Source organism: Streptomyces sp. KR55 (genome assembly GCF_052245645.1).
GTDB lineage: Bacteria > Actinomycetota > Actinomycetes > Streptomycetales > Streptomycetaceae > Streptomyces > Streptomyces flavusporus.
The window spans coordinates 1-23620 of sequence record NZ_JBQQCE010000004.1 but is presented as its reverse complement, the minus strand read 5'-3'; the positions used below and the strand labels follow the sequence as shown (position 1 = coordinate 23620).

The following is a 23620-nucleotide window of genomic DNA, read 5'->3' as shown; positions in this document are numbered from 1 at the left end:
TTCGCCAATCCTTCTGCTTCGGATTTCGAATCGGTAGTGTCCAGCCTGCGACAGTGCTTCGATATTCGAAGCGCACTTGGTCCGACTTCGATCAAGGGGGCGGCATGACTCAGCAGAACACCGACACGGAACGTTCCACCATCCTGTCCTGGAGGGAACCAGGGCCGCTCTTCGCCTTCAAAGGGGAACTGACGGGCCTGCAGTACTTGCAAGGCCTGGCAGCCGGCGAGATCGTGCCGCCGCCCGTCGCCCAGGTACTCGGCATCACCGTGGAGAGCGCCGACTGCTCGTGGGGCATGACGTCAGCCGCGTTTCAGCAGTCGCCGACCGCAGTCCTCATGGGCGTTGAGATCCAGGCAGCGCGGCACAAGTAGACGCTGAGCGCACGGTCGGCATCGCGAAGTCTGTGAACGAGCGGGGTCATCGACTCTCGCGCTTCGCAGGGATCCGCAGCTCGGAGCAACCGCGTCGCGATCTGCAGAACCGCGCCCGTGGCCAGGGAGTCGGTCGGCGGCGCGGTGTAGGGCTTGGAGGTCTTCTTCTTCCCGGCGGTGTTGAGCAGGGGCTGGGCCTGCGCGGTGCGGGAAGCATGCTCGGCGTCGAGCACGGCGGCCAGGAACGATGTGCCTGCGTACGGGCGGGCTTCGGGCCAGGTCCGGAAGATCATGGCGACCGTCGCGCGCAGATCGGCGAAGTAGTGGGCGACGGGGACCGGCGCCCCCGCGCTCGTCGTGCTCTCGGGGCCTCCCGCAGCGAGCAAGCCCGCAAGGTGTCGTTGCACTTGGACGAGCGCGGCCATAGTGGCCGAATCGAGTTCCCCGGCGGGGGCGCTCTCCCGGGTCAGGTCGGCTCCGCAGGCATGTGCGGGATGCTCGGCCGGTGCCGAACGCGCCTCAGCCGACCGGCATTGCCACGGGTCCAGAGCATCGTCCGACAGGCGCGCGATGACGCTTGTCGTGCGGGCGGCCTGCGCGGGTTCTCCGCAGCGGGGGCATCGGTGAGCGAGGAGTCGCTGGTGTCGGACGCAGAGAAAGTTCACGGGGAGGCGCCACAGCCGTTTCCAGGGGCCTCCGTGGCGGTCCTGAACTGCGGTCCCGTTGCCTGCGAGACAGGGCGGGCAGTATCGCGTGGAGCGGGTCAGCACCCACGGGTTGTCGTAGATCATTCGGGCCGGGGTGTTGCGTGGGGTGAAGGCGGGGTTCAGTGGCCCGTATCGCTGTCCGAGCGGGGCGAGGAGCATGCCGTTGACCTCGGCGGGACTGAGGTGCGTGGCGCGGGCGAAGCCCGTGAGGTGAACATCGTCCAAGTGGTGCTGGAAGCTCAGGGGCAGGCGTGTGGGCAGGCCGGGGCCGGACGACAGGCCTGTGCGGTGGACGATCTCTGCAGGTGTCGTGCCCAAGCGGTGGGCGAGACGCAGGACGAATCCGGTGAGGGTCTCGTCGGGCAGCGGGTCGAGGCTGCGTGGCAGGGGGCGCATCGTCAGCCGTTTCGCGGGCCGCGGATGGGAATCTCAGGGGGCGGTGCCTCCATCACCACACCAAACACCTCGTGCAGCGCCATGGACGCACCGGGAAGGCTGACAAGGTCCTGGAAGGCGTCCTTGTTGAGCGCCAGGGTCGCGCGGAGGAGCGGGCCCACGGCCAGCCGGGTCCACCGCTTATCGCGGGCATCGAGCAGTTGCTCCGCGATCCCCAGCACGGCACCCGTCGTGAGAGAGGACTCCAGCGGGGCGAAAAGAGAACTGATTCCGTACGGTCTCTTCGATGCCGCTGATGTCCGACGGCGGCTGTCGCGCAGCCGCTGCTCGGCTTCCCGGCCGATCGCCTGCGCCAGGGCGGGGGTCGCGGCATAGGGGCTGGCTTCCGGCCAGGAGGCGAGGATCAAGGTGGCCATGATGCGCAAGTCCGTGAAGTACCGGGCGACCGGGGTCATTTGGCCGCAGCTGTTGACGCTCTGCGGCCCGTCGGCCGATAGCAGCGCATCGAGACGTCGCTGGAGGTCCAAGAGCGCGGTGACCGAATCGGCGTCGCCTGGTGTACGGACAGGGCGGGCGCGTGAGAGGTCGCTCCCGCAGACGGATGGCCGCGCTCTGCCAGTGCGCGGGGCAGCGGCCGATCGGCACTGGGCTGGATGGAGCTCTCCCGTGCCCGGACGCGTGATCAGTCCCGTGGGCGCGAACTGCCCCGGGGCCCGGCACGTGGGGCAGACGCGGCGGAGGAGCTGCTGGTGCCGCAGGCATGCGAAGACCACGGGCAGCCGCCAGGCCCGCCTCCAGGCACCCCCATACGCCTGTGCCGACGGGGCGTCGCAGCCCGCAAGACACTGCGGGCAGTACGGAGAGGTGCGCATGAAGACCCAACGGTTGGGCCGGGCGAGCTGTCGGGGGTCCTTCCATTCCCCGTAGCGGCGGCTGAGGAGGCCATATCGCTGCCCCAGCGAGGCGAGCAACAACGTGCCGGCCTCCGCCACGGTCAGCTGTGCCGCGCGGGCCACCCGCACAAGGCGCGGCTTGTCCATGTCCGCAAGAAGCCAGGGCGAAACGATGACGGCGCTGCCACTCCCCTCGTCCAACAATCCCATCCTGGCGGCGACTTGGGCCGGTGCCGTGCCGTTGCGATAGGCGAGGCGGAGGATGAAGCCGATCAGGGTCTCGTCGTCGAGCGGGTCGAGGCTGCGGGGAAGCGGGCGCACGCCGTGCTCACCCCGCTTCCGTTGCCGGCGTCTGTGACACGCTGCGCGGACTGCCCGTACGCGAGCGCGGAATCAGCCCGAGGGTGCGGCTCAGAGACGGAGACGCCCCGAGACCTGCCACGAGCTGCCGACCGAGCGCGGCGCGGCCTTCCACTGCCTGCCGGTAGAAGTCAGCAAGCCCGGCGCGCTCCTGCGAGTTGTCCGCGGCTTTGAGGAGCCGCTCCGCGACGCCCAGAACGCCACCGGCCGCGAGTCCCGTGGCAGGAGGCGCGAGAAAGTAGTCACCCGCCTGCGAGCTCTTGGCCCGGCTGCGGAGTTCGTGGGAGCTTCGATGGCGGCGCTCTGCGTCGCGCTCAACGGCTCTGGCCAGCACGTCCGTTGTCGCCAGAGGTCGTGCCAGCGGCCAGGACGCGTAGATCAATACAGTGACAGCCCGCAGGTCCATGAAGTACTGGGCCACGGAGACGAGCTCCCCACAGCTCGCAGTCGTTGCTGGCCCGCTGGTGGACAGGAGCGCGTTGATACGCCTCTGGGCTTCGATGATCCCCTCCCGGGTGGCAAGGTCCTGCGAGATGCCGCGGTCGCGCAATCTGTCGGTCATGTCGGCGCCGCACACCTTGCCCTTGCGGTTGGTCTCCCACATGGACCTGGCGCGGCACTGGATGGGGTGCAGGTCTTCGTGAGTGGCGTGCGCGATGAGTCCCTGCTGCGCGGCGTGGGCGGGGCGTCGGCAGCGGGGGCAGCAGCGGCGGAGCATGCGGCAGCGCTCGACGCAGGCGAAGACGACCGGCAGGTGCCAGTGCCGCTTCCACGGCCCACCGAGCCTGGCGCCCAGAGGGCTGTCCTTCCCGGCCACGCAGCGCTCGCAGAAGTGGGTGCTGCGCAAGTGGACCCATCGCCTGGGCTTGGTGAGGAGTTGAGGTCCGTACCACGGCGCGTGCTGCTGGCTGAGCGGTCCGTAACGCTCGCCGAGGGGCGCCAGCAGGAGGTTCTCCATCTCGGGGACCGACAAGCCTGCCACGTGCGCTGCTTCGGCGAGTCTGTGCGGGGGAGAGGGTAAGCAGTGAGCCTGCCGGGACGTGGATTCCGCGGCGGTCCGTGAGGCCCATGCGGACGGCGATGGCTGCGGGCGTGCTCCCGGTGTGGTGGGCGAGACGCAGGATGAGCCCCACCAGCGACTCGTCCTCGAGGGGGACGAGCGTGCGGGGCAGAGGACGTGGGGTCATGCCTCGGCCGCCGGAGGGGTGCCGCGGTCGTCCAGGACCGTGTTGCGTCCCTTCCGGGCCTTGGCGGTCTTCGGAGTCGGTTTCTGCTCCGGTTGCGGGGAGGTGTCGACGTCGGGGATCTCGCCGGCTTCAGCATCCCGTACGCCGTCCTTGCCGGGGATGTTGCCCAGGTTGATGGTGATCTCGTCGAGGAGGTCGATGGTCAGGTCCTCCAGGCCGCTCTCCATGGCCTTGGTCAGTCCGTCCTCGACCAGGCGCCGCAGGAGACCGACGATGCCGTGGGTGCGGCGGTAGAGGTACTCGGGCATCCGGCCTTCGGAGAGCGTGCCAGGGCCGGCGTTGAAGAGTCGGATCTCGTTCTCGATACCGATGAGGTGGTCGATGAAGGCGCCGGTGCGCGCGTCGCTGCTGTAGTCGAAGGCGTCGAGGGTGACGATGTCGAAGCGGCGCTCGGTCTGGGTGGAGGCGTCGGGGTTGTAGCTCTTGCCCTTCTTCAGCGGGGCGTAGACCCACTGGTTGGTGCGGGGGTCGTGCCAGCCCTCCCTGAGCAGGCCGGAGCGGGGGATGTTCACGCCGATGAGGACGAGCGTGACGTCCAGGTCCATCAGGCTGCGGATCAGGTCGAGGGTGTCCTGGTCGTCTTCGCGGTGCATCTTCAGGCGGGTGATGTCGTCGATGATCAGGACTGTGGTGGCATGCGCCTTGATCGATTCGCGGACGTTGCGGATCATGCCGCGCAGGTTTCTGCCGTACGGGGCGCCGTAGTAATCGAGGATCGCCTCGCACAGGCCGATCGGGGTGGCCTTCACCGGGGTCTGGCAGTAGGCGACCGGTGCGATCAGGTCCCGGGTGCCGGGCATCGGGTCGAGGTAGCACTCGGGGTACTGCTCGTACAGGTCGCGCCAGGTGTCCTCGAACTCGGCGGCGGTGCGGCAGGCGGTCTCCGTCTTGCCCTGGTAGCCGCCGCCGTTGATCATCAGCCCGTCCAGGGTGCTCGGGCCGATGCGCATCGCGTTGTTCTGGATCCGTGAGCGCATCAGCGTAGTGACCACCTCGCTCATCGGGGTGTCCAGCATCTGCATGTTCACGTGCGTGGCCGCGCGGTGCAGGTCGTACAGCGACTTCTTGCGCGGGCTCATCCGCCGGTACTCGGCCAGGGACATCTTCCTGACCGGCACGAACAGATCCCGTGTCCGGCGGAACTCCTGCCAGCCCTCATGCCGGGTCCGGTCCGGCCTGGGGCCGAAGCGCAGGAACGGCACGACAGCGTTCGGCGGCTCCGGGCGCAGGTTGCTCATCTCACGTCTCCTCTGTCGGCTGCGGGGCCGGGTCGCCGGGGCCGTCATCGTCGTCGGCGATGACGAAGAGATTGCGGCCACGGCGGCTCGATCCCAGCGGGGCAGGCGCCGACGGTTGCCGCGAGGACGTGGCGGCCTCCCGCCGCTGACGCCGGTGAGCATCCAGGCTCTCGGTGGCCTCCCGGGCCCGCTCCCGCCAGGGCGGCTCCGCATCCGGTGCGCCGACGGCGGCCAGGCGCGGTGGCTCGTCCGGCTTGGCCAGCTGTTTCGGCCGATCCGCGGCGGCTGCCTTGGCCTGGGTGATCTCGCGTGCGTGCTGCACCCGCTGGGACTTGGTCAGCTGGGACGGCCAGTTCTCGACCGGGTCGACGGCCCCCAGCATCTCCAGGAGGATGGGGACGAGGTCGGCGTCGGAGCGCGGCTTGAGACCTGCTTCCCGTACCCGGGTGAGGAGTTCCTCGACCCGGGCGTCCCCGAACGCCGGCATCTCGCCCTTCGGCGGCAGGCCCGTCCAGCGCAGTTCGTGCCACTCGTGGGTGTCGGGATCCCGGAAGTACACCACCCGCCGGTCGCGGGGTTCGCGGTGGATGACCCACTGCTTCTTGTAGCGGCCGCCGCGTGTGGAGTTCCTCTCGGGCGTGTGCAGCAGCTCGGCGTCGTACCAGAGTCCCTTGACCTTGACGCCCCGCCGGTAGATCCGCTTCACATGGTGCTCGGGCAGGAAGCGGTAGTACGTCTCCGGGGACGGGATGTCCAGGTCGAAGCCCTCCTGGGCGAAGGAGGCGGCGAACAGGGTGTTGGGGCTGTGGTTACCGCCCGGATCCCAGCAGGGTGCGAATTCGCCGAGCCTGCGGTTCTGCCAGGCCTTCACGACCCAGGTCGCGATGAAGTGCTCCATCTGGGCCATCGTGAGCACCGCGTCGCCCTCCGGGTCGGCGCCACGGTCGGCGACGTCAACTCCCGTGTAGCCGGGCAGCTTCTCGAACACCAGCGAGCGGATACCACCGAAGACGCGCTCCACCGCGGCCTTGTCCTGCGGGCGCAGCACGCGTGCCGGCAGGATCCGGCAGCCCATCGCCTCCTGGACGTCCACCAGGTGGTGGTTGCGGTAGACCGAACCGTGGTCGGAGGTGACGGTCTCGGGGGTGAAGAACGGCAGCCCGGCCACCTCGTACCCGGCGAACTCCGAGACCATGGCCGCCGGCAGCCCCGGATAGGGCCACTCCATGTCCTCGCCCCACTCCTCCCTCATGGGCAGAGGCAGCATGACATCGCGCAGCACCATCGCGACGTCCACCGAGGAGTCGGACACCAGGGTCAGCCGGAACGCGCAGATGGAGTGGGTGTAGACGTCCAGTGCCAGGGTGAGGTGGACGGTGACCGGGTCGCCGAAGACGTTCTCGCGGACCATTACCGGCAGAATCGTCGTGTCCAGCGCAACAACCTGCCCGGGGCGGGTCACCAGCACATGCCCGTTCTTGGTGGGCAGTTCGGCCGAGCGCTCGTACTTCGGCCGGGCACCGCCCGGCCCGAACCACTCCTTCCACACCCGCAGCAGCGTGTGATAGCTGGGGACCTCGATCTTCTTGCCCTGGGGCTTCTCGCCCTTACCGTCCTCCTTCCCGTCTTCCTTCTCGAAGGTCTCCCTCACATAGCGCCGGATCATGACCTCGCGAGTCCGCGCGCTCACTCGGGAGCGATGTTGCTGCGTCTCCGCCCTGACCGCGAAGATCGCCTCGCGGACCTCCTCGCTGACGCTCGGGTGTCCCCCGCTCGCCCGCAGCCACCGGTGATCGGCGCAGCCCACGATCCCGTACTTCCTACGGCGCTTCTCCCACCGCTCCAGCGTGCGCACCCCGACGGTCGCGACGCCCAGGAGCAGCTTGGCCTCCTCGGGCCGCAGCACCGCCAGCTCAGCGACCTTCGCCGCCCTCCGCTCACCCAGCGTCGTACGGTCCGGGTCGTACTCGGGGCGCGGCTCCCCCGGCTCGGGACGGAACGGGTCACCGCTGCGGAAACCGCAGTTGACCTCCATCAGATGCGCGAAGCGCTGTTCCATCAAGGGCCGCTTCTCCGGCTTCACATCACTCCACGAAGCCGGCTGCCGCCCTCGGTTGGCGCCTTCCGCCGCCGTACGCGACGACGGCCGACACTGCGGATGATTGACCAGGAAACGGAAGCTCACCCGCTGGCGCTCGCCGTCCCCGCGGACGAGCTGGACCCGCCCCAGATGCGGCTCCTGCCTCTCGACCAGCCACTCCACCTCGTCGAGCACCACGCCCGCGCCAGGCGAGAGATCCAGCGCCGCCGCCCCCATCATGAGACGCCTCCTGCCAGCACCACCCGCGACCTGTCCGTCAACGGCTGAGCAAGGTCGAGCCCGAGCCTGCGGTGCCAGAGCAGGTGCAGCAACTGCGCCCGCGCCACCGGCCAGTACGTCTGTTCGGCCGCCAACTCCCCGAACGTCACGCCCGCTTCGGCCTGGGCAAGCAGATCGGGCTGCACCCCGAGCACGTCTCGCGTCGGACGACGCTTCCCGTAGAACGCACTGAGCGTGAACCGCACATGTGGGCGCCACTCGGCCGCGACCGCGTAGTGCCATCCGCAGACAAGCGCCACTTCCTCGGCGGCCGCGAACGACTCCAGGTCCTCCGGCTCGATCAAGTCTCGGGGCGCACGTCGATCAACCAGGTCCCCGCCCGCGTGACCGCGAAGAAGTCCGGCGTGTGGCTGCGCCACTTCTCCGCCGTACGGAACCGGATACGCAGCGGCTGCGACAGCACCTCGACCAGGTCACCGGCGAAGTCCAAGGCCACGAGCAGCTGGTCCTCTTCGAGGCTCTCGAAACCGTGCAGGCGCCTCGTCGACACCAGTGACTCCAGACCGGGCCTGTGCCGCTGCTCCCGCCGCCAGGTGAACCCCCGCATCGGCCCGCGGCTCGCCACCGGCACCTGCCCCAGGTGTCGGACCGGGCCCGTGATCTCGCCCCCGGCGTACTTCCACGTCGCCGTCCACCGGTCCGGCCAGCCATCGGAGATGTCCAAGCCACCCCGCCCCGCGTCCAGCGCGACCGGGACCAGCAGGTCCGTCCACGTACAGCGGTGGGACCACAAAGGGCGCCGGGTATCGCTCATGCTCCCAGGGAAGCCGTACGGCTCCCCTGGGAGGGGCGATCTTCGAAGTTGACGACAACTTGCATGCAAAGAGCGCGGATCACGTCAGGAACGATGCGAATTCGGCGACAGATGTCGCGCTCAGAGCTTCACGAAAGGCCAGGTCGGGACGGGAAGATGACGACACCTACCGTGCTCAGTCTCAGCCGCCAAGCCACTCCTCCACGACTGTCCGTTCCCGGTGCATCCAGGGTTTCCCACTTGATCTGCCCGGTGGAGTGAACGGGTCCCGGAGGAAGTCCTGCGGCCTCGCCCTGGCGGAAAACCACAGGGCACACCCACAGCACGGGGATCATGAAGCATGCGACCGGATGACTGGCACCTCACCGAAGACGTCGACGACTTTCTCGTCCGAGCCGGAGACTTCCTGCGCTCGCGGCCCGGCCCGCACGTCATGCAGCTGACCTGGGCCGAGAGAGTGCGAGCGCGTGGGGCGGAGGCGTTCGGCACCGAAGCCCCCGTCTTCGGCGTGCTGGAGCGAGCAGGCGAGGTCCACGCCACCTTCTACCGCCTCCCGCCCCGTGGTGTCGGCCTCTCCCCACTCACGCCTGAGCAGGCCGACACCCTCGCCGCCCGCCTGGCCGCCCTCGGGCACTCCCTTCCCTCCGTCAGCGCGGACCACAGCACCGCCACCGCTTTCGCCGAGGCCTGGCAGCGGCACACCGGCACGACGCCGAAACTCCGCGACACGCGGCTCCGTCTGTACCGCCTCGGCACGCTCATCCCACCGGAGCCGATGCCGGCGGGCCGGGGCCGCGTCCTGGGCGAGCAGGACCTTGAGCAAGTCATGTTCTGGTGCGGCGAGTTCGCCAAGGCCGTCGGGGAAGACGTCTCCATCGACGCCGACACGTGGGCCGACACCTGCTTCGCCGACAAGCGCTACACGCTCTGGGAGACCCCGGACGGCACCCCCGTCTCCATCGCGGGCATGAACCCGATGATCGGAGGCCAGGTCCAGGTGGACATCGTCTACACCCCGGCCCACCTGCGCGGTCGCGGCTACGCGGGCGCCGTGACGGCGGAGGTGAGCCGGGCCGCGCTGGCCGCGGGCGCGAGGGACGTCGTCCTGTTCGCGGACCTGTCCAACCTCACCAGCAACGCCCTCTACCAGCGCCTCGGCTATCGCACGCTCACCGACTGGGCGGCGTACGAATTCTCAAGCGCCGCACCGTAAGTCAGTTAAGAACCAACGAACTTGCGGGGCAGGACACCAGCAGCAAGATCACACGAGGGGGCTGGTCGATCACAGCCCGGGAGCGGTGGCGATGCCGTTGAGACAGGACAGTGACTGCCCGCGCGGGTTGCTGTCCTGTCCCGGTGAACATGCGGTCTCAGCGGAAGGCGGCACCATTGTCCGACGCCCACTGCTGGAACGATCTGACCGGGGAGCCGGTGACCCCGTGAACGGTGTCGCGCACCTTCAGCAACTCGTCATTGACGTCCCCACCCATCAGATCGAGGACCGCATCCGCAGTCTCGCCACCCATGAAGGAAGCCATCTGCCGGTGGGCCTCCTCCCGGTTGATCTCAACGAAGGAAACCTCCCGCCCCAGAACCGCGGCAATGGCCGCGACCTGCCGTCGGACCGTGATGCATTCCGGCCCGGTCAGTGCATACGTTCGCCCCCTGTGGCCCGGCTCGGTCAGCGCCACACGAGCCACCGCCGCGATGTCCGCAGGGTGGATGGTGGGAAGCCCGATGTCTGCATACGGCGCTCGGACCACGCCCAGCTCTCGAATCGACTGCGCCCACCACAGGGTGTTCGAGGCGAACTGCGTCGGCCGCAGGATTGTCCAGGCCATGCCACTGTCCTTGAGTAACCGCTCGACGGCCAGGTTCTCGCCGGCCGCGGGCAGGTGTGGATGAGTCTGGACCGTGATCGACGACACGAGCACCACATGCTCCACGCCTGCCTGCCGGGCAGCCGCGAGGACATCCGCTTCGGCACCCATGCCCGACAGCAGGAACAGCGAACGCACTCCCTCCAGCGCGGCCTTCAGTGAACCTGCCTGCGCAAGATCGCCCTCAACGGCTTCGATCCCCTCAGGGAACGAGACCTGTCCCGAAGCACGAGTCAGGCCTCGCACAGGTGCGGCACCGGACAGGTGCAACTCCCTCAGCAGAGCACTTCCGATATTCCCAGTTGCGCCGGTCACGAGGATCATCGTCATCTCTTCCTGTCGCCATCCGTTGATCACGCCCAGGGCACGCTAGAACCTCAACTCCGCTTGAGATCAAGGAAAGCGGGTCAGCACGACGGAATACCCACTTTTTTGTGCGTACTTGGCAGCGCCGGACCCTGGGGAGAGGCTGGTCGCAGGTGGCCGGAGGGCCGCCGGAGAGTGAGGAGAGGGTGGTGAGTCAGGAGGCCGACCGGGCGGCCTCGGTTTCGATCTCGGTTTCAGCCCCGGTGCGGGTTTCGGTTTCGGCGAGTTTCTCCAGGCGGCGGTGGCCCCAGTCGGACAGGGGCGCCAGGGCCTCGGCGAGGTCACGGCCGAAGTCGGTCAGGGAGTAGACGGTCTTCAGGGGCAGCACGTCGTGCACCTCCCGGTGCACCAGCCCGTCCGTCTCCATCTCCCGCAGTGCCTGAGTCAGCACCTTCTCGCTGAGGCCCGGCAGCTTCCGGCGCAGTTCGGCGGGGCGATGGGGCCCCGACTCCAGGAGCCAGAGCAGGGCGGTCTTCCACTTGCCGTCGATCACGACGATCGCGGCGGTCACTCCGCAGACGTTCAGGTCACGGGCACGGCTACGCATCATCATCGTCCTCATCGTCCTGACCATCACGAAATGTCGATGTCGTTCCAGTCAGCATGGAATGTCGGCAATGTCATTTGCACGTTCGCGTCACAAGTCGCATGTTCACATCGCAAGCTCAAGAGGAGTCTCATCATGTCCACGTACACAGACCAGTCTGCCGTCACCGTCCTCGGACTGGGCCCGATGGGCCGGGCCCTGGCCGGTGCCTTCCTGGACGCGGGGCTGCGGACCACGGTCTGGAACCGCACCCCCGGCCGGGACGGCGAACTCGTCACCCGCGGGGCGATCACGGCGCAGTCTGCGGAAGAGGCGGCCGCCGCGAGCGAGCTGATCGTGGTCTGCGTGGTGAACTACGACGCGGCGGACGCCATCCTGCGCCGCGACCCCGTCGCCGCCGCACTCAAGGGACGTACCGTCGTCAATCTCAGCGCCGACACCCCGGACCGCGCCCGCGACACGGGCGAATGGGCGGCTCGGCACGGCATCCGCTACCTGGACGGCGCGATCATGACGCCCACCACCACCATCGGCACGCCCGACGCGGTGTTCCTGCACAGCGGACCCGAGGAGCTGTACCGGGCACACCGGCCGGTACTGGACGCCCTCGGCGGCACCCACACCCACCTCGGCGAGGACATCGGCCGGGCCGCGGCGTACGACATCGCGCTGCTCGACATCTTCTGGACGGCGATGGCGGGCTACGCCCACGCCCTGGCGATCGCCCGGGCCGAGGGCATCACCGGGCGGGAGCTGGCCCCCTTCGCGCAGGGCATCGGCGCGATCCTGCCGCCGCTCTTCGCGGAGTTCGCGGGCGACGCCGACGACGGCACGTACTCCGGCGAGCTCAACCCGATCACCTCCGCGGTGTCCACCATGGCCCACGTCATCCAGGCCTCCGAGGCCCACGGCATCGATGCCGGCGTGATGCGCGCGGCCGAGGGCCAGGCCCGCCGGGTGATCGGCCTGGGCCACGGAACGGACGGGTACATCCGCGTCACGGAGCTGCTCGGCCGACGCTGAGCGAACCGCTGTCAGCGGCGGCCCAGCCACCCCTCCACCACCCCGAAGTCCGCGTCGGTCAGCCCGTACCGGTGGTCGACGCGGTGCAGCAGCGCCCGTTCGACATGGTGGGCGGCCACCCAGTCCCGGTCGGCGGCGGTGATCTCGTCGTCCAGCCAGACGAAGGGCCGGCCGGCCGCCCACGCGGCGACGGTCCGCGTCTTCCAGTGCAGCGGGCCCGGCCCCTCCGCCTCGTCCGCCCAGTGCACCACCGGCAGCGGCGGCAGGCCGAGCCACGGGGCCACGCACGCGTTTGCGTCGTCGAGCCACGTCGTGGCCCACACCAGCTCGCACCCCAGGGTCAGCAGCCGGGGCCCGAGCGCCGGGTCGATCCTGGCCAGCAGGGGGTGCGCGGCGGCCTCGGCGGTCAGCTCGAAGGGTGTCTCATACGCCGGGTACGGGTCCACCGCCCCGAACGGGAGCAACGTCCCGTCGATATCCAGGAAGAGGAGCATCACGTCCTACGCTACTGTTCCCCCATGACTGCCGGGTTTGCGGCCAAGTGCCGTGAGCGAGTTGGGTGCCCGGCCTCCGAGTGAGGTCGGGGCGGGCGAGGAGCCCGCCGTTCTTTCTCTGCGCATACGTCCTCCATGGGTGCCTCTGCGCATACGTCCCAGAAGACCGACGACGGAGAAAGAACACAGAAGGAAGCGAATGCCCAACGACACCATCAACGACTTCAACCAACAGGTCATCGAGGAGTTCCGCGCCCACCAGGGCCGCGTCGGCGGCCACTTCGAGGGCGCCCGGCTCATCCTCCTGACAACCACGGGGGCCCGCTCGGGCGCCCCGCACACCACCCCTGTCGGCTACCTTCCCGACGGCGGCGAACGCATCCTGGTCATCGCCTCCGCCGGCGGCGCGCACCGGCACCCCGCCTGGTACCACAACCTGGTCGCCCACCCCGAAGTCACCGTGGAGAGCGGTGCGTTCACCTACCAGGCGCGGGCCGTGGTGCTGACGGGCGAGGAGCGCGACCATGCCTTCGCGCGGGCCGTCGAGGCGGACCCGGGCTGGGCGGCGTATCAGGAGAAGACGCGGCGGGTGATACCGGTCGTGGCGCTGTACGAGATCGCCGGCGACGGTCCCCCGAACATCAACGCCGGTTCCATGGGCGAGGCGATCAAGGTCGTCCACGACGCCTTCCGCCGGGAACTCGCCCTGATCCGTCAGGAGATGAGGGCCACGGACGGCAACAGCCCGCAGCTCGGCGCACAGCTGCGCGTCAACTGCCTCACCTTCTGCCACGGTCTGCACAACCACCACACCGGCGAGGACATCGGCCTGTTCCCGTTCCTGGCCGACCGCCATCCCGCGTCCGCCCCTGTGCTGGAACGGCTGCGCGAGGAGCACGAGCGGATCTCCGAGCTGGTCGAGGACCTGCGCCGGGCGGTCGCGGCGGAGGACCCGGCCGTCGCACGCACCGAGGTCGAACGCCTCACGGCCGAGCTGGAGGCGCATCTGGCGTACGAGGAGGAGCAGTTGATCCCCCTCCTCGACGCCGCCGCCTGACCTACGGCGGGCGCCTGCGCGGCACGCCGCAGGCGCCCGTCAGGACAGGGCGCGGGCGAGATAGGGGTTGGCCGCCACCCGGAGGGGCAGGCCCAGTGAGGCGGTGGCCGCCTCCAGGGTCATCGCGTACGAGTCCACGGCCCGGCGGACGTTGGGGGCGTCCAGGCTGGCGCCGGTCACCAGGCGGTCGAGGTCGACGTACGCCGACCGTACGATCTCGATCCACCGGTAGACCGGCCAGTCCTTACGCCAGTCACGGGTGTACTCGACGGGCAGCCGGCTCTCCCAGCACTGGAACATGCGTTCCCGGATCTCCGGGCGGGTCGGGGTGAGGTGCATGTGCCGGACCAGGTCGTAGAGGGGATCGCCGACCAGGGCCATCTCCCAGTCGATGATCGTCAGTGCCAGGTCGTCGTTCCGGCGTACCAGGTTCCACGGGTTGAGGTCACCGTGCAGCAGCGTGGGCTTGCGATGGGTCACCCGGTTGCGGGACAGGATCTCCCGCAGTCGGTAGGCCTCGGGCAGGCCGAGCTCCCTGGCCAGCTGCTGCGACTCCTTCGGCAGGTCACAGACCAGGGCGACGAGCTGATCGCACAGCCAGGCGTGGAACCCTCCCTCGCCGGCGGTCCGGTCGACCTCGGTGTAGTCCACGCGGGTCAGCGCGCAGAGCTGGTCGGCCAGCCGGTCCGCCTCGTACGGCCGCAGGCCGTCCACGGGGTGCTGAGGCGGGGGGACGAGGTCACCGGAGCCGGCGTAGGGCCCGACATAGGTGTGGATGGCGAACGGCTCTCCTCGGTAGCTCCTGCCGAGCGCGAGTGCCCTCGGCGCCGCCACCTCGGCCCCGGACCGCTCGATGGCGCGGAGCACGGCGTGCTCGCTGAGGTAGCTGGGCTCCCGTCGGCACACGTTCACCACCTTGCGGCGCACCACCACGGGGAAGTCGACGCCCTGCACCCAGACCACGGAGTTGAGGTGCGCGGTGCCCTTGAACACCCGGGAAGCCGGTGCCGCGCCCTCCTCACGCAGGGCCTCGGTCACGGCCCGCGGCGGAAAGTCCGTGCGCACCGGCATGCGCGGGTCCGGCTCCCACTCGACGACGTGGGGCACCCGGCCGGGAGCGCCTGCCGGGGTCCGTGAGGCACGCCACCGGTAGAGGATCGACGCGATGTCCTCCAGGCTCGGCACGGCGCTGAGCCCGAGGGGCTCCTCCGCCGCCACGAGCGCGCTGTGCACGGCCGCCGAGGCCTCGTCGAGGCTCTTCTGGTCGAGCGAGCCCTCCAGGGCCTTCGCGGCCCGCATCACGTCCGGGTAGACGGACTGCGCGCGCTCGAAGTCGAGGTAGTGGCGCAGATCCTTGGCCAGACCGTTGACGGCCGCCGGGCAGGTCCGCCCCATCGCGACCGCCCACGCGTCGATCACCTCGTTCCACTGGAAGGCCGGATACCGCATGCGTACGAGGTGGGTCGCGAGGTCGTGCAGGGGATCGCCGTAGGTCGCCAGTTCCCAGTCGACGCAGATGAGGGGCGGATGACCGTCGTACGTCACGATCAGGTTGTCCCGGTGCAGGTCCGCGTGGAGCAGGCTGTACGGCCGCCGTGCCATGGCCGGCACCCGCCCGCCCAGTCGGATCAGCGCGTCCTCCGGGATGCCGAGCGCCGTGAACAGTCCACCGAAGGCAGTCCAATTGGGCTGCCGGATCTGCCGGTCCGCGAGCAGTGCCAGGGTCCGGAGGAAGTCCCGGCGGTCCGATCCGTTGCCGGGCCACCGTGGCGGGAGGGGGGGCATGGCCCGTCGGCGCACCCGCGTCATCTGGGCGAGCAGTTCGGTCAGCGCTCTTATGAGCAGCGGATCGACGGGCTTGCCGTTGTCGCAGACGCTGGAGAGGGGCACGCCGTCCGCGTAGCTGTGGATCTCGAAGCCGTCGCCCTTGGCCAGGCACTGCGGTACGTGGGGCAGCACGCTCCCGACGGCACGCAGGATCCGTGCCTCGTCCTGCCAGGTCCGGATCACCACGGGCAGCGCGTCGCGGCGCCGGATCCGTACGGTCACGCGGGTGCCGGGTTCCCGGCCCAGCAGGCCTGCCACATGCTCCGGCAGCGACACCAGGTGGTTGCGGTTGTGGTGCCCGCTGCTCAGACGGCCGTGCGCCTCGGCGCTCGCCACGAACTCCCGCAGGACCGCGTCGGGCGCATCGACGGCCGAGCGCTCCCCGAAGACGGTTCGAGGAACAGGAGGTGCGCCCACTGGCCGCTCCGGGGTCATTTGCACAGGATGGACGGGTACGGCAATCGCTCGATCTCAGTACACACTCGTCACGGCCGGGAGCACGGATTCAAGTGAGCACAATGGGTGGTGTACCACTCGTCTGCGTGACGGCCGTTCGACGTGCCGGTCCGCCTTCTCATACGGGCGAACGGGAGCGGTTGCTCGCACGACCCGGGCATGCTAGCGCACGCTTGTGCCAGGCTCCGCACCGAGCAGCTCCCAGACCGAGCTGAACCACGCGCGCATGCTGGTGACGAAGACCGAGCCCGATGAGTTCGGATCCGCGTCCTGCACATGGTGGGTCAGCGTGGCGCCGAGGCCCAGCACGTCCAGCGCGGTGACCTCCTCGCCCGTGTCCAGCAGCAGCTGACGCTCCACCACCTCGTAGGGCCCGTGCAGCACCTCGGCGTCGTTCAGTACGTACAGCTTGAAGGCAGGCGTCAGGGGCGCGTACCGGATCTGCACGTCGACGGACGGCACCAGCTTCTCCGTCCGCAGCTCCTCCAGTACGCCGCGCAGGGAGTCGGTGTGGCGGTCGGTGATGGCGTTCAGGCGCTGCCGCAGGCGCACGTCGCCCGGGTTGCCCTCGACCCGCGGATACGGCAGCGGAAGGTCCCTCTCGGGCAGCAGCATGCGCAGACCGATGTGCCGGGGTGCGATGAAGCCGCCGCGGATCCGCTCTGCCTGCAGCCGGATGTGCGCGTCCAGGGACTCGGAGGTCAACGTGTAGACGTCCAGGGCCACTTCGGGCTGTTCGAAAGCCTCACTGATGAGCGGGCCCAGGGTCACGCCGCCGCGCGAGCGGGTCGCCTTGGCCGCCGAGGACTGGATCCGCTGTGCCTTGACCACCCGCGATCCACTGCCCTGCCGGGACTCGATCCAGCCCTCGTCGGCCAGCTCGCGCAACGCCCGTTGGACGGTGTCCCTGGAGACGCCGAACTCCTCGGCGAGGTCGCGCTGGGACGGCAGGAAGGAGCGCAGCGGGTACCTCCCGTCGGTCATCCGGGCCCGCAGCTCGTCGGCGACCTTCTGGAACTCCCTGCCGCCGCCCTCGCCGGTACCGTGCTGCCGCTCGTCCACCTGTTGACCGTACCGCTTGCCATCCATCAGCACACCAATTCCGGCCAACCAGTCGTCCATATTCGCCGGTTGGTTAACCGATCAGACAGGCCGGGGAGACCCTACTCAGCCAACCAGTCCAATTGGACTGGCAGTTGAGCACTTCACGGCAGGCGGAGGGGAGGTGGAGGGCATGCTTCTGTACCACACACTTGGGGGGCTCCTCAGGGTCGGCGGCGGCCTGTTCGCGCAGGAGACAGGTGGTGCGGTGGCTCTGGGGCTGCTGTTCCTGATCGGCGTGGGCATCCGTGCGCGGCACAGCGGTCTGGCGGTCGGGGGCGCGGTGGCGCTGGCGCTGCTGATGACTCAGGCCTGACCGCGCACCGCATCCAGCACGGGTTGCAGGGAGCGGACGACGAGTGTGGCGCCGGCGTCCCGCAGCAGCTTTGCCTTGGGCTGGTTACGCGCGTAGCCGAGAAACGGAACATCGGCCCTGCGAGCGGCTTCCAGGTCCGAGGGGGTGTCGCCGATCATCAGGGCGGCCGAGGGGGCCGAGCCCACCGCGCGCAGGGCACGGATCAGGCAGTGCGGGTCCGGCTTGAGGCGGCTGAGGTCTTCGGTACGGCCGTAGATGTGCGGCGTGAAGCATCCGATGAGGTCCCGGTCCCCCAGGTATCTGCTGATCACTCGGGGGGAGTTGTTGGAGGTGATCGCCAGCCGGGAGCCCACGGCCGTCCAGGTGCGTATCAGCGGGTCGGCGTAGGCGGTGGGCATGGCGGAGGACGCTGCTTTGAGTTCCTCATGGGTGAGACGTTCCTCCAACTCGGCGACCAGGTCGCTGCCGGGGTGCCGCCGGTCGACCGCGCGCAGCACGGCGTGCGGGTCCAGGGACTCGCGTTCCTGCTCGGTCAGCAGACCGTGCAGGCCCCGGCCCTCCAGCCAGTCCACCAGATCGCTCGCCACCCGTTCCGCCGAGTGCCCGGCGAAGAGCCGGCAGATCGGCCCGTCGAAGTCCCAGAGCACGACACGTGCACGTGTGATCAGGTCCCGCAGTCCGTCGGTCTCGCTGTCGGTCTGAGATGTCACCGCATCAGTCTGCGTCGTATCAGAAGTCACTAGGAGAGTGTCAGGTCCGTCGTAATGGTTTCCCAGAGGGCGTCGAACCACTTCTGGGATTGCTCCACGAACGCCGCGTCCCGGCTGGCGGCATGCTGCTCGAAGGAGAAGAGGAGGGATTCGGTGCCCAGGACGTCGTACATGTCCAGGGGTCCGGTCCCGTCGTCCTCGGCGCGGCGCGTGACCATGTAGTACGCGATCAGCGCCTCCGTGCCGTTGAGGAGGTACAGCTTCACCGGCGGGGTGAAGGGCAGCGCACGGAAGGTGACGCGTACGTCGATGCCGTGCGAGGCGCGCAGGGAGCGGAGGTTGTGCTGAAGGACGTGGCCCTGGGCGTTGCGCTGGGCGAGCCAGCGCTGGTGGACGGGGTCGTCGTCGCCGCCGCCCTCGACCGAGATCGGGAAGGCCAGGTTGATGTCCCGCGAGGGCAGCAGGATGCGTACGTCGATGGACTCGGGGTGAACGCGGCCCTCGTGGATGGCACGGACCGAGTCACCGAGTGCCAGCATCAGGGTCTCGGCGGTCAGGCAGGCGGCGTCGATGCGCACCCTGCGAGCCGCGAAGGCCTCCGTCAGGCGCGGTGCCAGGCCCACCATCGTCGGCTGGGGTTCGCTCCTCGTCGGGGCCGGTTCCGCGATGCGGGGTGGGCTGCCCTTGCTGACGTTGGTGAGGAGGCCGTCCTCCTGGAGGGCCCTCAGGGCCTGACGGACGGTCCCGCGTTCCACGCCGAACTCCTCGGCGAGTTCGGCCTGGGTGGGCAGGCGGTCGCCCGCCTTCAAGTCGCCGGTGCGGATGCGTTCCCGCAGGGTGTCGGCGATCTCCTGGGCCGTGAGCCTTCTCATGCCGTTCACTGCCACGTTCTCCTGGGTCACGACCAAACGCTACAACTCAAAGCCATCTAAGGGCACTTGTTTGGAAGTTGTTTATAGCTAGCAACCAAGTGGGGACAACTTATTCATAGTTGGCTGCCAACTTAGCACTAACTGGCTTGAGTTGGCGGAGGCTTTGCCTCCTCAACGCCCGAAGGGGGAACCATCGTGCCTGCCCTCGCCCTCCTCTCCGCCTTCTTCGTCGTCGGCTTCGAGCAGATGGTCGAAGTGAAGTACGGCGCCACCGGCGTCGTCGGTCTGCTCCTGCTCACCATAGGCATCAAGGCGAAGAGTCCGGCCGTCAGCTCCGTCGGGGCGGTCGTGCTCGCGCTTCTCCTGACCGGCCCCGCCATATGAACGACCGGCGCCCGGCAGGAGGTGACCCCGGGAGGCGCTCAGCTCGTGAGCACCAGCTCCGAACTGATCGTCTCCCACAGCGCGTTGAACCACAGGTGCGACTGCTCGACGAACGTCGTGTCGCGCAGGCCCGCACCCTGCTCGAAGGCGAACAGCATCGACCGGGTGCCCTCGGCGTCGTACAGCTGAAGCTGTTCGTGGTCGATCTCCTCCTCGCGCCGCCGGAGCGTGTAGTACGCGAAGAGCGCCTCCGCGCCATTGAGCAGGTACAGCTTCACCGGCGGCGTGAACGGCAGTGCACGGAAGGAGACATGCACGTCGATGCCGTGCGAGGCACGCAGGGCGAGCAGGTTGTGCTGGAGGACCTGGCCCTGGGCGTTGCGCATCGCGAGCCAGCGCTGGTGCAGCCGGTCGGCGTCGGCGGGGTCCACCGGCGCCGGGAAGGCGAGATCGATGTCCCGGGACGGCAGCAGGACCCGGACGTCGACCTTGGCCGGTTTCAGCTGTCCCGCGTGGATCCGGCGCAACGGCTCGCCGATGGAGAGCGTGAGGGATATCGACGTCAGGCACAGGGCGTCGATCTCGACGTGCGGGGCCGCGAAGGCGGCCGCTATGCGGGGCGCGAGGGCCACGGTGGTCGGCTGCGGCGGGGCCCCCGGGCCGGCCAGCGCCCGGTCCGGGTCGGGCGCCACGGTCGCGGGGCTCCCTTTGGACACGTTGGTGAGCAGCCGCTCCGCCTGCAGGATGCGCAGCGCCTGCCGGACCGCCGCGCGCTCGACACCGAACTCGTCGGCCAGCTGGGCCTGGGTGGGCATGCGCTGGCCCGGCTGCAGCACCCCGGACCTGATCCGAGCGCGCAGCACGTCTGCCACGTCACGGTGTGTCTTCTGGGGCGGGTGTGGCCTCTTCCGCCCATTGACGGAGGCGTGTTCCGGCTCCACAACCAAACACTACAACTTCCCGCCATCTTCCGGCAGTTCATAAGTAGGTGGTTATGAGACGCTTCCAAGTGGAGATAAGTACAGTGAAGTTGGTCGCCAACTTCAACAACATGGTCATACTTCCCGGAGGTTGGCCACCAGGGTCGAACAGTCCCGAAGGGGGGACCGTATGCCGCTCATCGCCCTCGTCATCGCCGCCCTGGCCATCGCAGTCGAGCAGTTCGTCCAGTGGAAGTTCGGCCCCGTGGGCCTCATCGCCCTCGTCGCGCTGACCATCGGGGTCAAGGCCAAGAACTCCCTGCTCGGCGGCATCGGAGCGGTGCTCCTCGTGGTGCTGCTCGCCCAGTCCGGCTGACGCCCAGGATCCGGCTGGCCGGGCTCCCTTCCGGAGGGGAGCCGGGAGCCCGGTCAGTCTGCACAGTCACAACTGAACAGCGACAACCGAACAGCGGAACAAGCACACCGCACAGCCACAACTGAACAACAACCACAACTCAACAGCACGCTACGGATGAGTCCACCCGCCGTCGGCAGAAGGGAGCACTCAGAACAGGTCCGGGCACCAAGGCCGCCTGGACGTGCGCAGCAGGGCGTCGGCCAATCGGGCGGCGCCCGCTCGTGCTTCCCGCACCCGGCCCAGCGTCGCGAGCCGCACCGCCGACTCGTCCCCGAGCCACAGCGCCGCCAGGTCGCCGACGTCCAGCGTGAGGTCGGCGCTCTGCGTGGTCGGCGCACAGGACGCACCTGCCACAGACGCCTCGAGCCGGTACCGTCCGCCCGCGAGCCCTCCCGCGTCCACGACCTCCAGCACCAGCGAGCCCTCCCTCTCGTACGTCCGCGCCTGAAGCGCCCGTACGACATCCAGGATCCGCACCCACAGCCAGTCGGCCTGCGTGGTGACCCGGGCGGCACGCGGGTCCGGCAGGTAGAGCGGCAGCAGGTCGTCCGGGGCCCGCCAGCCGGTCTTCACCCGGGTGATCCAGTCGATCGAGCAGAGGTAGTGCCACAGGGCACGCTCGGCGGCCGGGGTCACCGCGATCAGCCAGTTCACGTCGGCGGTGTTGTGCGGCTGCTTGCCGTGCCAGTTGTCGTCGGCCTCGTAGGACACCATGCCCTCGACCTCGCCGGTGGCCGAGCGGTGAACGGCGTAGAAGGGCTCGGTCCAGGACCCGTTGTAGCGCAGGGCGCCGGTGTTGTACCGCCACCACAGCTCGCCCCGGCTGACCGCGCCGGGCTGGGCGCGGCGCAGGCGTTCGTGCAGTTCGGGGCCGAGCTTGCGGATGTCCTCGCCGTCCACGACGTCGATCCGGCCGCCGTCCTCCGGGCCGGACCAGCGGGGGTCGAGGCCGGTGCGGGGCACGTCGATGGTCCACTCGGTCGTCCAGGTGGCCGGTCCGAAGCCGTAGCGGCCGTAGATCGGGTACTCGGCGGCGATCAGGGTCGCGACGACGTCCCCGCGTTCCTTCGCCGCCGCCAGGTCCTGGGTCATCATGCGGCTGAGGAGGCCGCGGCGACGGTGCGTGGGGGTGACGGTGACATTGGATATGGCGTCGGCGGGTACGGCGGCGCCGCCCACGGCCGTGAGTTCCTGCGCGAAGGACCGGAACGTCGCCACACACCGCTCGCCGTCGAACGCACCGAGCAGCCTGCCCGGCACGAACTGGTGACGGCGGGCCTGAAGTTGCTCTTCCGTCAGCGTCGGCTCCCGCAGGAAGCCGACGTTCAGGGCGCGATGCCAGTCCTCGAAGTCGGATTCGGTGATCGGGCGTACGGCAAGGTCGTCGCGGCGGCTCATGGGGCCACCGTAGGCGTACGCGGGTCAAGGTGTCGCGGGGATTTAAGGGCGGGTGGGCGGATCAGAAGACCGCCCGAGAACCGCCCGTGTCTCCCCCACCGGCCCACGTGCCCGGGCGTCACATCAGCAGGTCGTCGACCTGCGCCTCCCCCTCACGGTAGCGGCGGGCGATCTCCGCGCTGCAGCCGTCGGCCGTCCGCTGCAGCCGCTGCCTGCGCCGGGACACCTGCTGCTCGTAGCGCACCAGCCGCCCCATCGCGGTGGTCAGCTCCAGGTCCGTACGCGCATCCAGGGCCGACAGCTCGACCTCGGCGAGCATCTCGGCGGCCAGCCGCCGGTACTCCTCGCTGTGCGGGGTGCCCAGCGTCACATGGCGGGCGGAGGAGCGGTGTCGGGCGGGGGCGTCGGTGAGGATCTCCGAGAGCCGCTCGACGACGGACGCCTCGCCCGCCTCCAGCAGGGACTTCGGCCCGCGTCGCGCCAGCTCCGCGCGCAGGATGTCGATCCGCCCCTGGAGCAGTCGGCGTACGTAACTGAGGTCGGCCTCGTCGCGCTGGGCGTCCCGGCGCAGGATGCGTAGTTCGGGCAGGCTGAGCGCGGTCAGATCGTGCTCGGGCGGATCCGGGGGCAGCTGCGGGCTGTCGGTGCGCTGCACGGGCGGCCGGAGTGACTCCCCGCCTCCCACGTGGGTCAACGAGACAGCCACAGGTGGCTGCCCGGTACTCGGTGTGCTCATGTGCCTCTACCGTCCCCTCAACCGGCTGTGGCAACATCGTGCCACCCCAAGTGGCCCGTATGTGACTGAGTGCCCCCGAACGGCCCCAGATGGGGGGTTAGGGATCAAAAAGAGTGCTGGTACGGACCATCTGCGAAGCCGGATGGCGCAGACCGTCATGATGGTCGTATGCGTGCAGTGGTGCAGAGGGTGGACGGCGCGAGCGTCGTCGTGGACGGCGAGACCGTCGGAGAGATCATCGGTGAGGGGCTGTGCGTCCTGGTCGGCGTGACGCATGAGGACACCAAGGAGAAGGCGGCCCAGCTCGCTCGCAAGCTCTGGTCGATCCGGATGCTGCACGACGAGAAGTCGTGCAGCGACGTCGACGCTCCGCTTCTCGTGATCAGCCAGTTCACCCTGTACGGCGATGCCCGCAAGGGGCGCCGGCCCACCTGGAACGCGGCGGCGCCCGGTGACGTTGCCGAGCCGCTGGTCGACGAGGTGGTCGCTCAGCTGCGGGCGCTGGGGGCGACCGTCGCGACGGGGCGGTTCGGGGCACGGATGCGGGTGTCGTTGACGAACGACGGGCCGTTTACGGTGCTGCTGGAGATGTGAGCTGCGGGGTGTTGTGACTGGGGCGGGTCGCGCAGCCCGGCGTTGGCGGGGTGCCTCCCCCAGAGGGGGGACCCCCAGCGCCCACCCGTGCCGCCCTGGGGGTCCCCCAGGCCCTTAAGGCACTGGGGGAGGCACGACTGCCCGCGGCCTGCCAGGTGCTACGGCTCGACGA

General features: G+C 69.3%; 24 protein-coding genes and 2 pseudogenes. 8 read left to right on the top strand and 18 right to left on the bottom strand.

Going from position 1 to position 23620, the window contains the following annotated elements; all coding sequences use genetic code 11:
- Positions 1 to 104: 104 nt before the first annotated feature.
- Positions 105 to 374, top strand: a complete 270-nt coding sequence (locus ACTWQJ_RS01085) for a hypothetical protein (protein WP_443304709.1) — start codon at positions 105 to 107, stop codon at positions 372 to 374.
- Here the strand turns inward: ACTWQJ_RS01085 and ACTWQJ_RS01080 are convergent.
- The 8 genes and pseudogenes from ACTWQJ_RS01080 to ACTWQJ_RS01045 all read right to left on the bottom strand — a co-directional run bounded on the left by ACTWQJ_RS01080 (position 314) and on the right by ACTWQJ_RS01045 (position 8349).
- Positions 314 to 1477 (bottom strand): TniQ family protein, encoded by a 1164-nt coding sequence (locus ACTWQJ_RS01080; protein WP_443304708.1) that lies wholly within the window; start codon positions 1475 to 1477, stop codon positions 314 to 316. The genes ACTWQJ_RS01085 and ACTWQJ_RS01080 overlap by 61 nt on opposite strands.
- Before the next feature lie 2 nt (positions 1478 to 1479).
- Entirely contained in the window at positions 1480 to 2004 is a 525-nt protein-coding gene (locus tag ACTWQJ_RS01075) for a hypothetical protein (RefSeq protein WP_443304745.1), read from the bottom strand.
- A 270-nt stretch (positions 2005 to 2274) separates the two neighbouring features.
- Positions 2275 to 2691, bottom strand: a pseudogene (locus ACTWQJ_RS01070) (TniQ family protein); the annotation flags it as partial.
- 7 nt (positions 2692 to 2698) lie between these two features.
- Positions 2699 to 3751 (bottom strand): annotated as a pseudogene (locus tag ACTWQJ_RS01065) (TniQ family protein); the annotation flags it as partial.
- Positions 3752 to 3913: 162 nt separating this feature from the next.
- Complete coding sequence (locus ACTWQJ_RS01060) at positions 3914 to 5215, bottom strand: ATP-binding protein (RefSeq protein WP_443304707.1); 1302 nt, start codon at positions 5213 to 5215, stop codon at positions 3914 to 3916.
- Between the two features lies 1 nt (position 5216).
- Entirely contained in the window at positions 5217 to 7535 is a 2319-nt protein-coding gene (locus ACTWQJ_RS01055; RefSeq protein WP_443304706.1) for a transposase, read from the bottom strand.
- Entirely contained in the window at positions 7532 to 7879 is a 348-nt protein-coding gene (locus ACTWQJ_RS01050; RefSeq protein WP_443304705.1) for a hypothetical protein, read from the bottom strand. Before ACTWQJ_RS01050 ends, ACTWQJ_RS01055 begins: the two co-directional genes overlap by 4 nt.
- Positions 7876 to 8349 carry a hypothetical protein gene (locus tag ACTWQJ_RS01045; protein WP_443304704.1) on the bottom strand — a complete coding sequence of 158 codons (474 nt, stop codon included), beginning with the start codon at positions 8347 to 8349 and terminating at the stop codon, positions 7876 to 7878. The genes ACTWQJ_RS01050 and ACTWQJ_RS01045 overlap by 4 nt, the downstream gene beginning before the upstream one ends.
- Positions 8350 to 8689: 340 nt before the next feature.
- Here ACTWQJ_RS01045 and ACTWQJ_RS01040 point away from each other — a divergent pair, with 340 nt between their 5' ends.
- Positions 8690 to 9562: a GNAT family N-acetyltransferase gene (locus ACTWQJ_RS01040; protein ID WP_443304703.1), complete on the top strand. Its 873-nt coding sequence runs from the start codon at positions 8690 to 8692 to the stop codon at positions 9560 to 9562.
- A gap of 157 nt (positions 9563 to 9719) precedes the next feature.
- Here the strand turns inward: ACTWQJ_RS01040 and ACTWQJ_RS01035 are convergent, their stop codons facing one another.
- Together ACTWQJ_RS01035 and ACTWQJ_RS01030 are read right to left on the bottom strand one after the other, a co-directional pair.
- Positions 9720 to 10553, bottom strand: coding sequence for an NAD(P)H-binding protein (locus tag ACTWQJ_RS01035; RefSeq protein ID WP_443304743.1), 834 nt, complete (start codon positions 10551 to 10553; stop codon positions 9720 to 9722).
- A 196-nt stretch (positions 10554 to 10749) separates the two neighbouring features.
- The gene (locus ACTWQJ_RS01030) at positions 10750 to 11145 is read right to left on the bottom strand and encodes a winged helix-turn-helix transcriptional regulator (RefSeq protein WP_443304742.1); all 396 of its coding nucleotides are present in this window, start codon (positions 11143 to 11145) and stop codon (positions 10750 to 10752) included.
- Between the two features lie 129 nt (positions 11146 to 11274).
- On the opposite strand from ACTWQJ_RS01030, the gene ACTWQJ_RS01025 reads away from it, so the two are divergent.
- A complete protein-coding gene (locus ACTWQJ_RS01025; RefSeq protein WP_443304741.1) occupies positions 11275 to 12165 on the top strand; it encodes an NAD(P)-dependent oxidoreductase in 891 nt (296 codons plus the stop codon).
- A gap of 11 nt (positions 12166 to 12176) precedes the next feature.
- Here ACTWQJ_RS01025 and ACTWQJ_RS01020 read toward each other — a convergent pair whose 3' ends face one another.
- The gene (locus ACTWQJ_RS01020; protein ID WP_443304702.1) at positions 12177 to 12659 is read right to left on the bottom strand and encodes an HAD domain-containing protein; all 483 of its coding nucleotides are present in this window, start codon (positions 12657 to 12659) and stop codon (positions 12177 to 12179) included.
- A 199-nt stretch (positions 12660 to 12858) separates the two neighbouring features.
- On the opposite strand from ACTWQJ_RS01020, the gene ACTWQJ_RS01015 reads away from it, so the two are divergent.
- Positions 12859 to 13716: a nitroreductase/quinone reductase family protein gene (locus ACTWQJ_RS01015; RefSeq protein ID WP_443304701.1), complete on the top strand. Its 858-nt coding sequence runs from the start codon at positions 12859 to 12861 to the stop codon at positions 13714 to 13716.
- A 39-nt stretch (positions 13717 to 13755) separates the two neighbouring features.
- Here ACTWQJ_RS01015 and ACTWQJ_RS01010 read toward each other — a convergent pair whose 3' ends face one another.
- A complete protein-coding gene (locus tag ACTWQJ_RS01010; RefSeq protein ID WP_443304700.1) occupies positions 13756 to 15978 on the bottom strand; it encodes a phosphotransferase family protein in 2223 nt (740 codons plus the stop codon).
- A 183-nt stretch (positions 15979 to 16161) separates the two neighbouring features.
- Positions 16162 to 17088 (bottom strand): winged helix-turn-helix domain-containing protein, encoded by a 927-nt coding sequence (locus ACTWQJ_RS01005; protein ID WP_443304699.1) that lies wholly within the window; start codon positions 17086 to 17088, stop codon positions 16162 to 16164.
- A 145-nt stretch (positions 17089 to 17233) separates the two neighbouring features.
- Here ACTWQJ_RS01005 and ACTWQJ_RS01000 point away from each other — a divergent pair, with 145 nt between their 5' ends.
- Entirely contained in the window at positions 17234 to 17416 is a 183-nt protein-coding gene (locus tag ACTWQJ_RS01000) for a hypothetical protein (protein WP_385511196.1), read from the top strand.
- Here the strand turns inward: ACTWQJ_RS01000 and ACTWQJ_RS00995 are convergent.
- A complete protein-coding gene (locus ACTWQJ_RS00995) occupies positions 17407 to 18126 on the bottom strand; it encodes an HAD family hydrolase (RefSeq protein WP_443304698.1) in 720 nt (239 codons plus the stop codon). The two genes, ACTWQJ_RS01000 and ACTWQJ_RS00995, sit on opposite strands and share 10 nt — an antisense overlap.
- Before the next feature lie 29 nt (positions 18127 to 18155).
- Positions 18156 to 19034 (bottom strand): GntR family transcriptional regulator, encoded by an 879-nt coding sequence (locus tag ACTWQJ_RS00990; RefSeq protein ID WP_443304697.1) that lies wholly within the window; start codon positions 19032 to 19034, stop codon positions 18156 to 18158.
- Between the two features lie 159 nt (positions 19035 to 19193).
- Here ACTWQJ_RS00990 and ACTWQJ_RS00985 point away from each other — a divergent pair, with 159 nt between their 5' ends.
- Complete coding sequence (locus ACTWQJ_RS00985) at positions 19194 to 19382, top strand: hypothetical protein (RefSeq protein ID WP_443304696.1); 189 nt, start codon at positions 19194 to 19196, stop codon at positions 19380 to 19382.
- A 38-nt stretch (positions 19383 to 19420) separates the two neighbouring features.
- Here the strand turns inward: ACTWQJ_RS00985 and ACTWQJ_RS00980 are convergent, their stop codons facing one another.
- The gene (locus tag ACTWQJ_RS00980; protein WP_443304695.1) at positions 19421 to 20329 is read right to left on the bottom strand and encodes a FadR/GntR family transcriptional regulator; all 909 of its coding nucleotides are present in this window, start codon (positions 20327 to 20329) and stop codon (positions 19421 to 19423) included.
- A gap of 163 nt (positions 20330 to 20492) precedes the next feature.
- Here ACTWQJ_RS00980 and ACTWQJ_RS00975 point away from each other — a divergent pair, with 163 nt between their 5' ends.
- A complete protein-coding gene (locus tag ACTWQJ_RS00975; RefSeq protein ID WP_443304694.1) occupies positions 20493 to 20678 on the top strand; it encodes a hypothetical protein in 186 nt (61 codons plus the stop codon).
- Between the two features lie 189 nt (positions 20679 to 20867).
- Here the strand turns inward: ACTWQJ_RS00975 and ACTWQJ_RS00970 are convergent, their stop codons facing one another.
- Positions 20868 to 22118, bottom strand: a complete 1251-nt coding sequence (locus ACTWQJ_RS00970; protein ID WP_443304693.1) for a GNAT family N-acetyltransferase — start codon at positions 22116 to 22118, stop codon at positions 20868 to 20870.
- Between the two features lie 118 nt (positions 22119 to 22236).
- Positions 22237 to 22854, bottom strand: coding sequence for an RsiG family protein (locus tag ACTWQJ_RS00965; RefSeq protein ID WP_443304692.1), 618 nt, complete (start codon positions 22852 to 22854; stop codon positions 22237 to 22239).
- Between the two features lie 168 nt (positions 22855 to 23022).
- On the opposite strand from ACTWQJ_RS00965, the gene dtd reads away from it, so the two are divergent.
- Positions 23023 to 23448 carry a D-aminoacyl-tRNA deacylase gene (gene dtd / locus ACTWQJ_RS00960; RefSeq protein ID WP_443304691.1) on the top strand — a complete coding sequence of 142 codons (426 nt, stop codon included), beginning with the start codon at positions 23023 to 23025 and terminating at the stop codon, positions 23446 to 23448.
- The last annotated feature ends 172 nt before the right edge of the window (positions 23449 to 23620 follow it).

Excerpts from the sequence above, each read along its gene's own strand:
- ACTWQJ_RS01085 (WP_443304709.1), top strand. The coding sequence starts at position 105 with ATGACTCAGCAGAACACCGACACGGAACGTTCCACCATCCTGTCCTGG.
- ACTWQJ_RS01080 (WP_443304708.1), bottom strand. The coding sequence starts at position 1,477 with ATGCGCCCCCTGCCACGCAGCCTCGACCCGCTGCCCGACGAGACCCTC.
- ACTWQJ_RS01060 (WP_443304707.1), bottom strand. The coding sequence starts at position 5,215 with ATGAGCAACCTGCGCCCGGAGCCGCCGAACGCTGTCGTGCCGTTCCTG.
- ACTWQJ_RS01055 (WP_443304706.1), bottom strand. The coding sequence starts at position 7,535 with ATGATGGGGGCGGCGGCGCTGGATCTCTCGCCTGGCGCGGGCGTGGTG.
- ACTWQJ_RS01045 (WP_443304704.1), bottom strand. The coding sequence starts at position 8,349 with ATGAGCGATACCCGGCGCCCTTTGTGGTCCCACCGCTGTACGTGGACG.
- ACTWQJ_RS01040 (WP_443304703.1), top strand. The coding sequence starts at position 8,690 with ATGCGACCGGATGACTGGCACCTCACCGAAGACGTCGACGACTTTCTC.
- ACTWQJ_RS01035 (WP_443304743.1), bottom strand. The coding sequence starts at position 10,553 with ATGATCCTCGTGACCGGCGCAACTGGGAATATCGGAAGTGCTCTGCTG.
- ACTWQJ_RS01030 (WP_443304742.1), bottom strand. The coding sequence starts at position 11,145 with ATGATGCGTAGCCGTGCCCGTGACCTGAACGTCTGCGGAGTGACCGCC.
- ACTWQJ_RS01020 (WP_443304702.1), bottom strand. The coding sequence starts at position 12,659 with ATGCTCCTCTTCCTGGATATCGACGGGACGTTGCTCCCGTTCGGGGCG.
- ACTWQJ_RS01015 (WP_443304701.1), top strand. The coding sequence starts at position 12,859 with ATGCCCAACGACACCATCAACGACTTCAACCAACAGGTCATCGAGGAG.
- ACTWQJ_RS01010 (WP_443304700.1), bottom strand. The coding sequence starts at position 15,978 with ATGACCCCGGAGCGGCCAGTGGGCGCACCTCCTGTTCCTCGAACCGTC.
- ACTWQJ_RS01005 (WP_443304699.1), bottom strand. The coding sequence starts at position 17,088 with ATGGATGGCAAGCGGTACGGTCAACAGGTGGACGAGCGGCAGCACGGT.
- ACTWQJ_RS01000 (WP_385511196.1), top strand. The coding sequence starts at position 17,234 with ATGCTTCTGTACCACACACTTGGGGGGCTCCTCAGGGTCGGCGGCGGC.
- ACTWQJ_RS00975 (WP_443304694.1), top strand. The coding sequence starts at position 20,493 with ATGCCGCTCATCGCCCTCGTCATCGCCGCCCTGGCCATCGCAGTCGAG.
- ACTWQJ_RS00970 (WP_443304693.1), bottom strand. The coding sequence starts at position 22,118 with ATGAGCCGCCGCGACGACCTTGCCGTACGCCCGATCACCGAATCCGAC.
- ACTWQJ_RS00965 (WP_443304692.1), bottom strand. The coding sequence starts at position 22,854 with ATGAGCACACCGAGTACCGGGCAGCCACCTGTGGCTGTCTCGTTGACC.
- dtd (WP_443304691.1), top strand. The coding sequence starts at position 23,023 with ATGCGTGCAGTGGTGCAGAGGGTGGACGGCGCGAGCGTCGTCGTGGAC.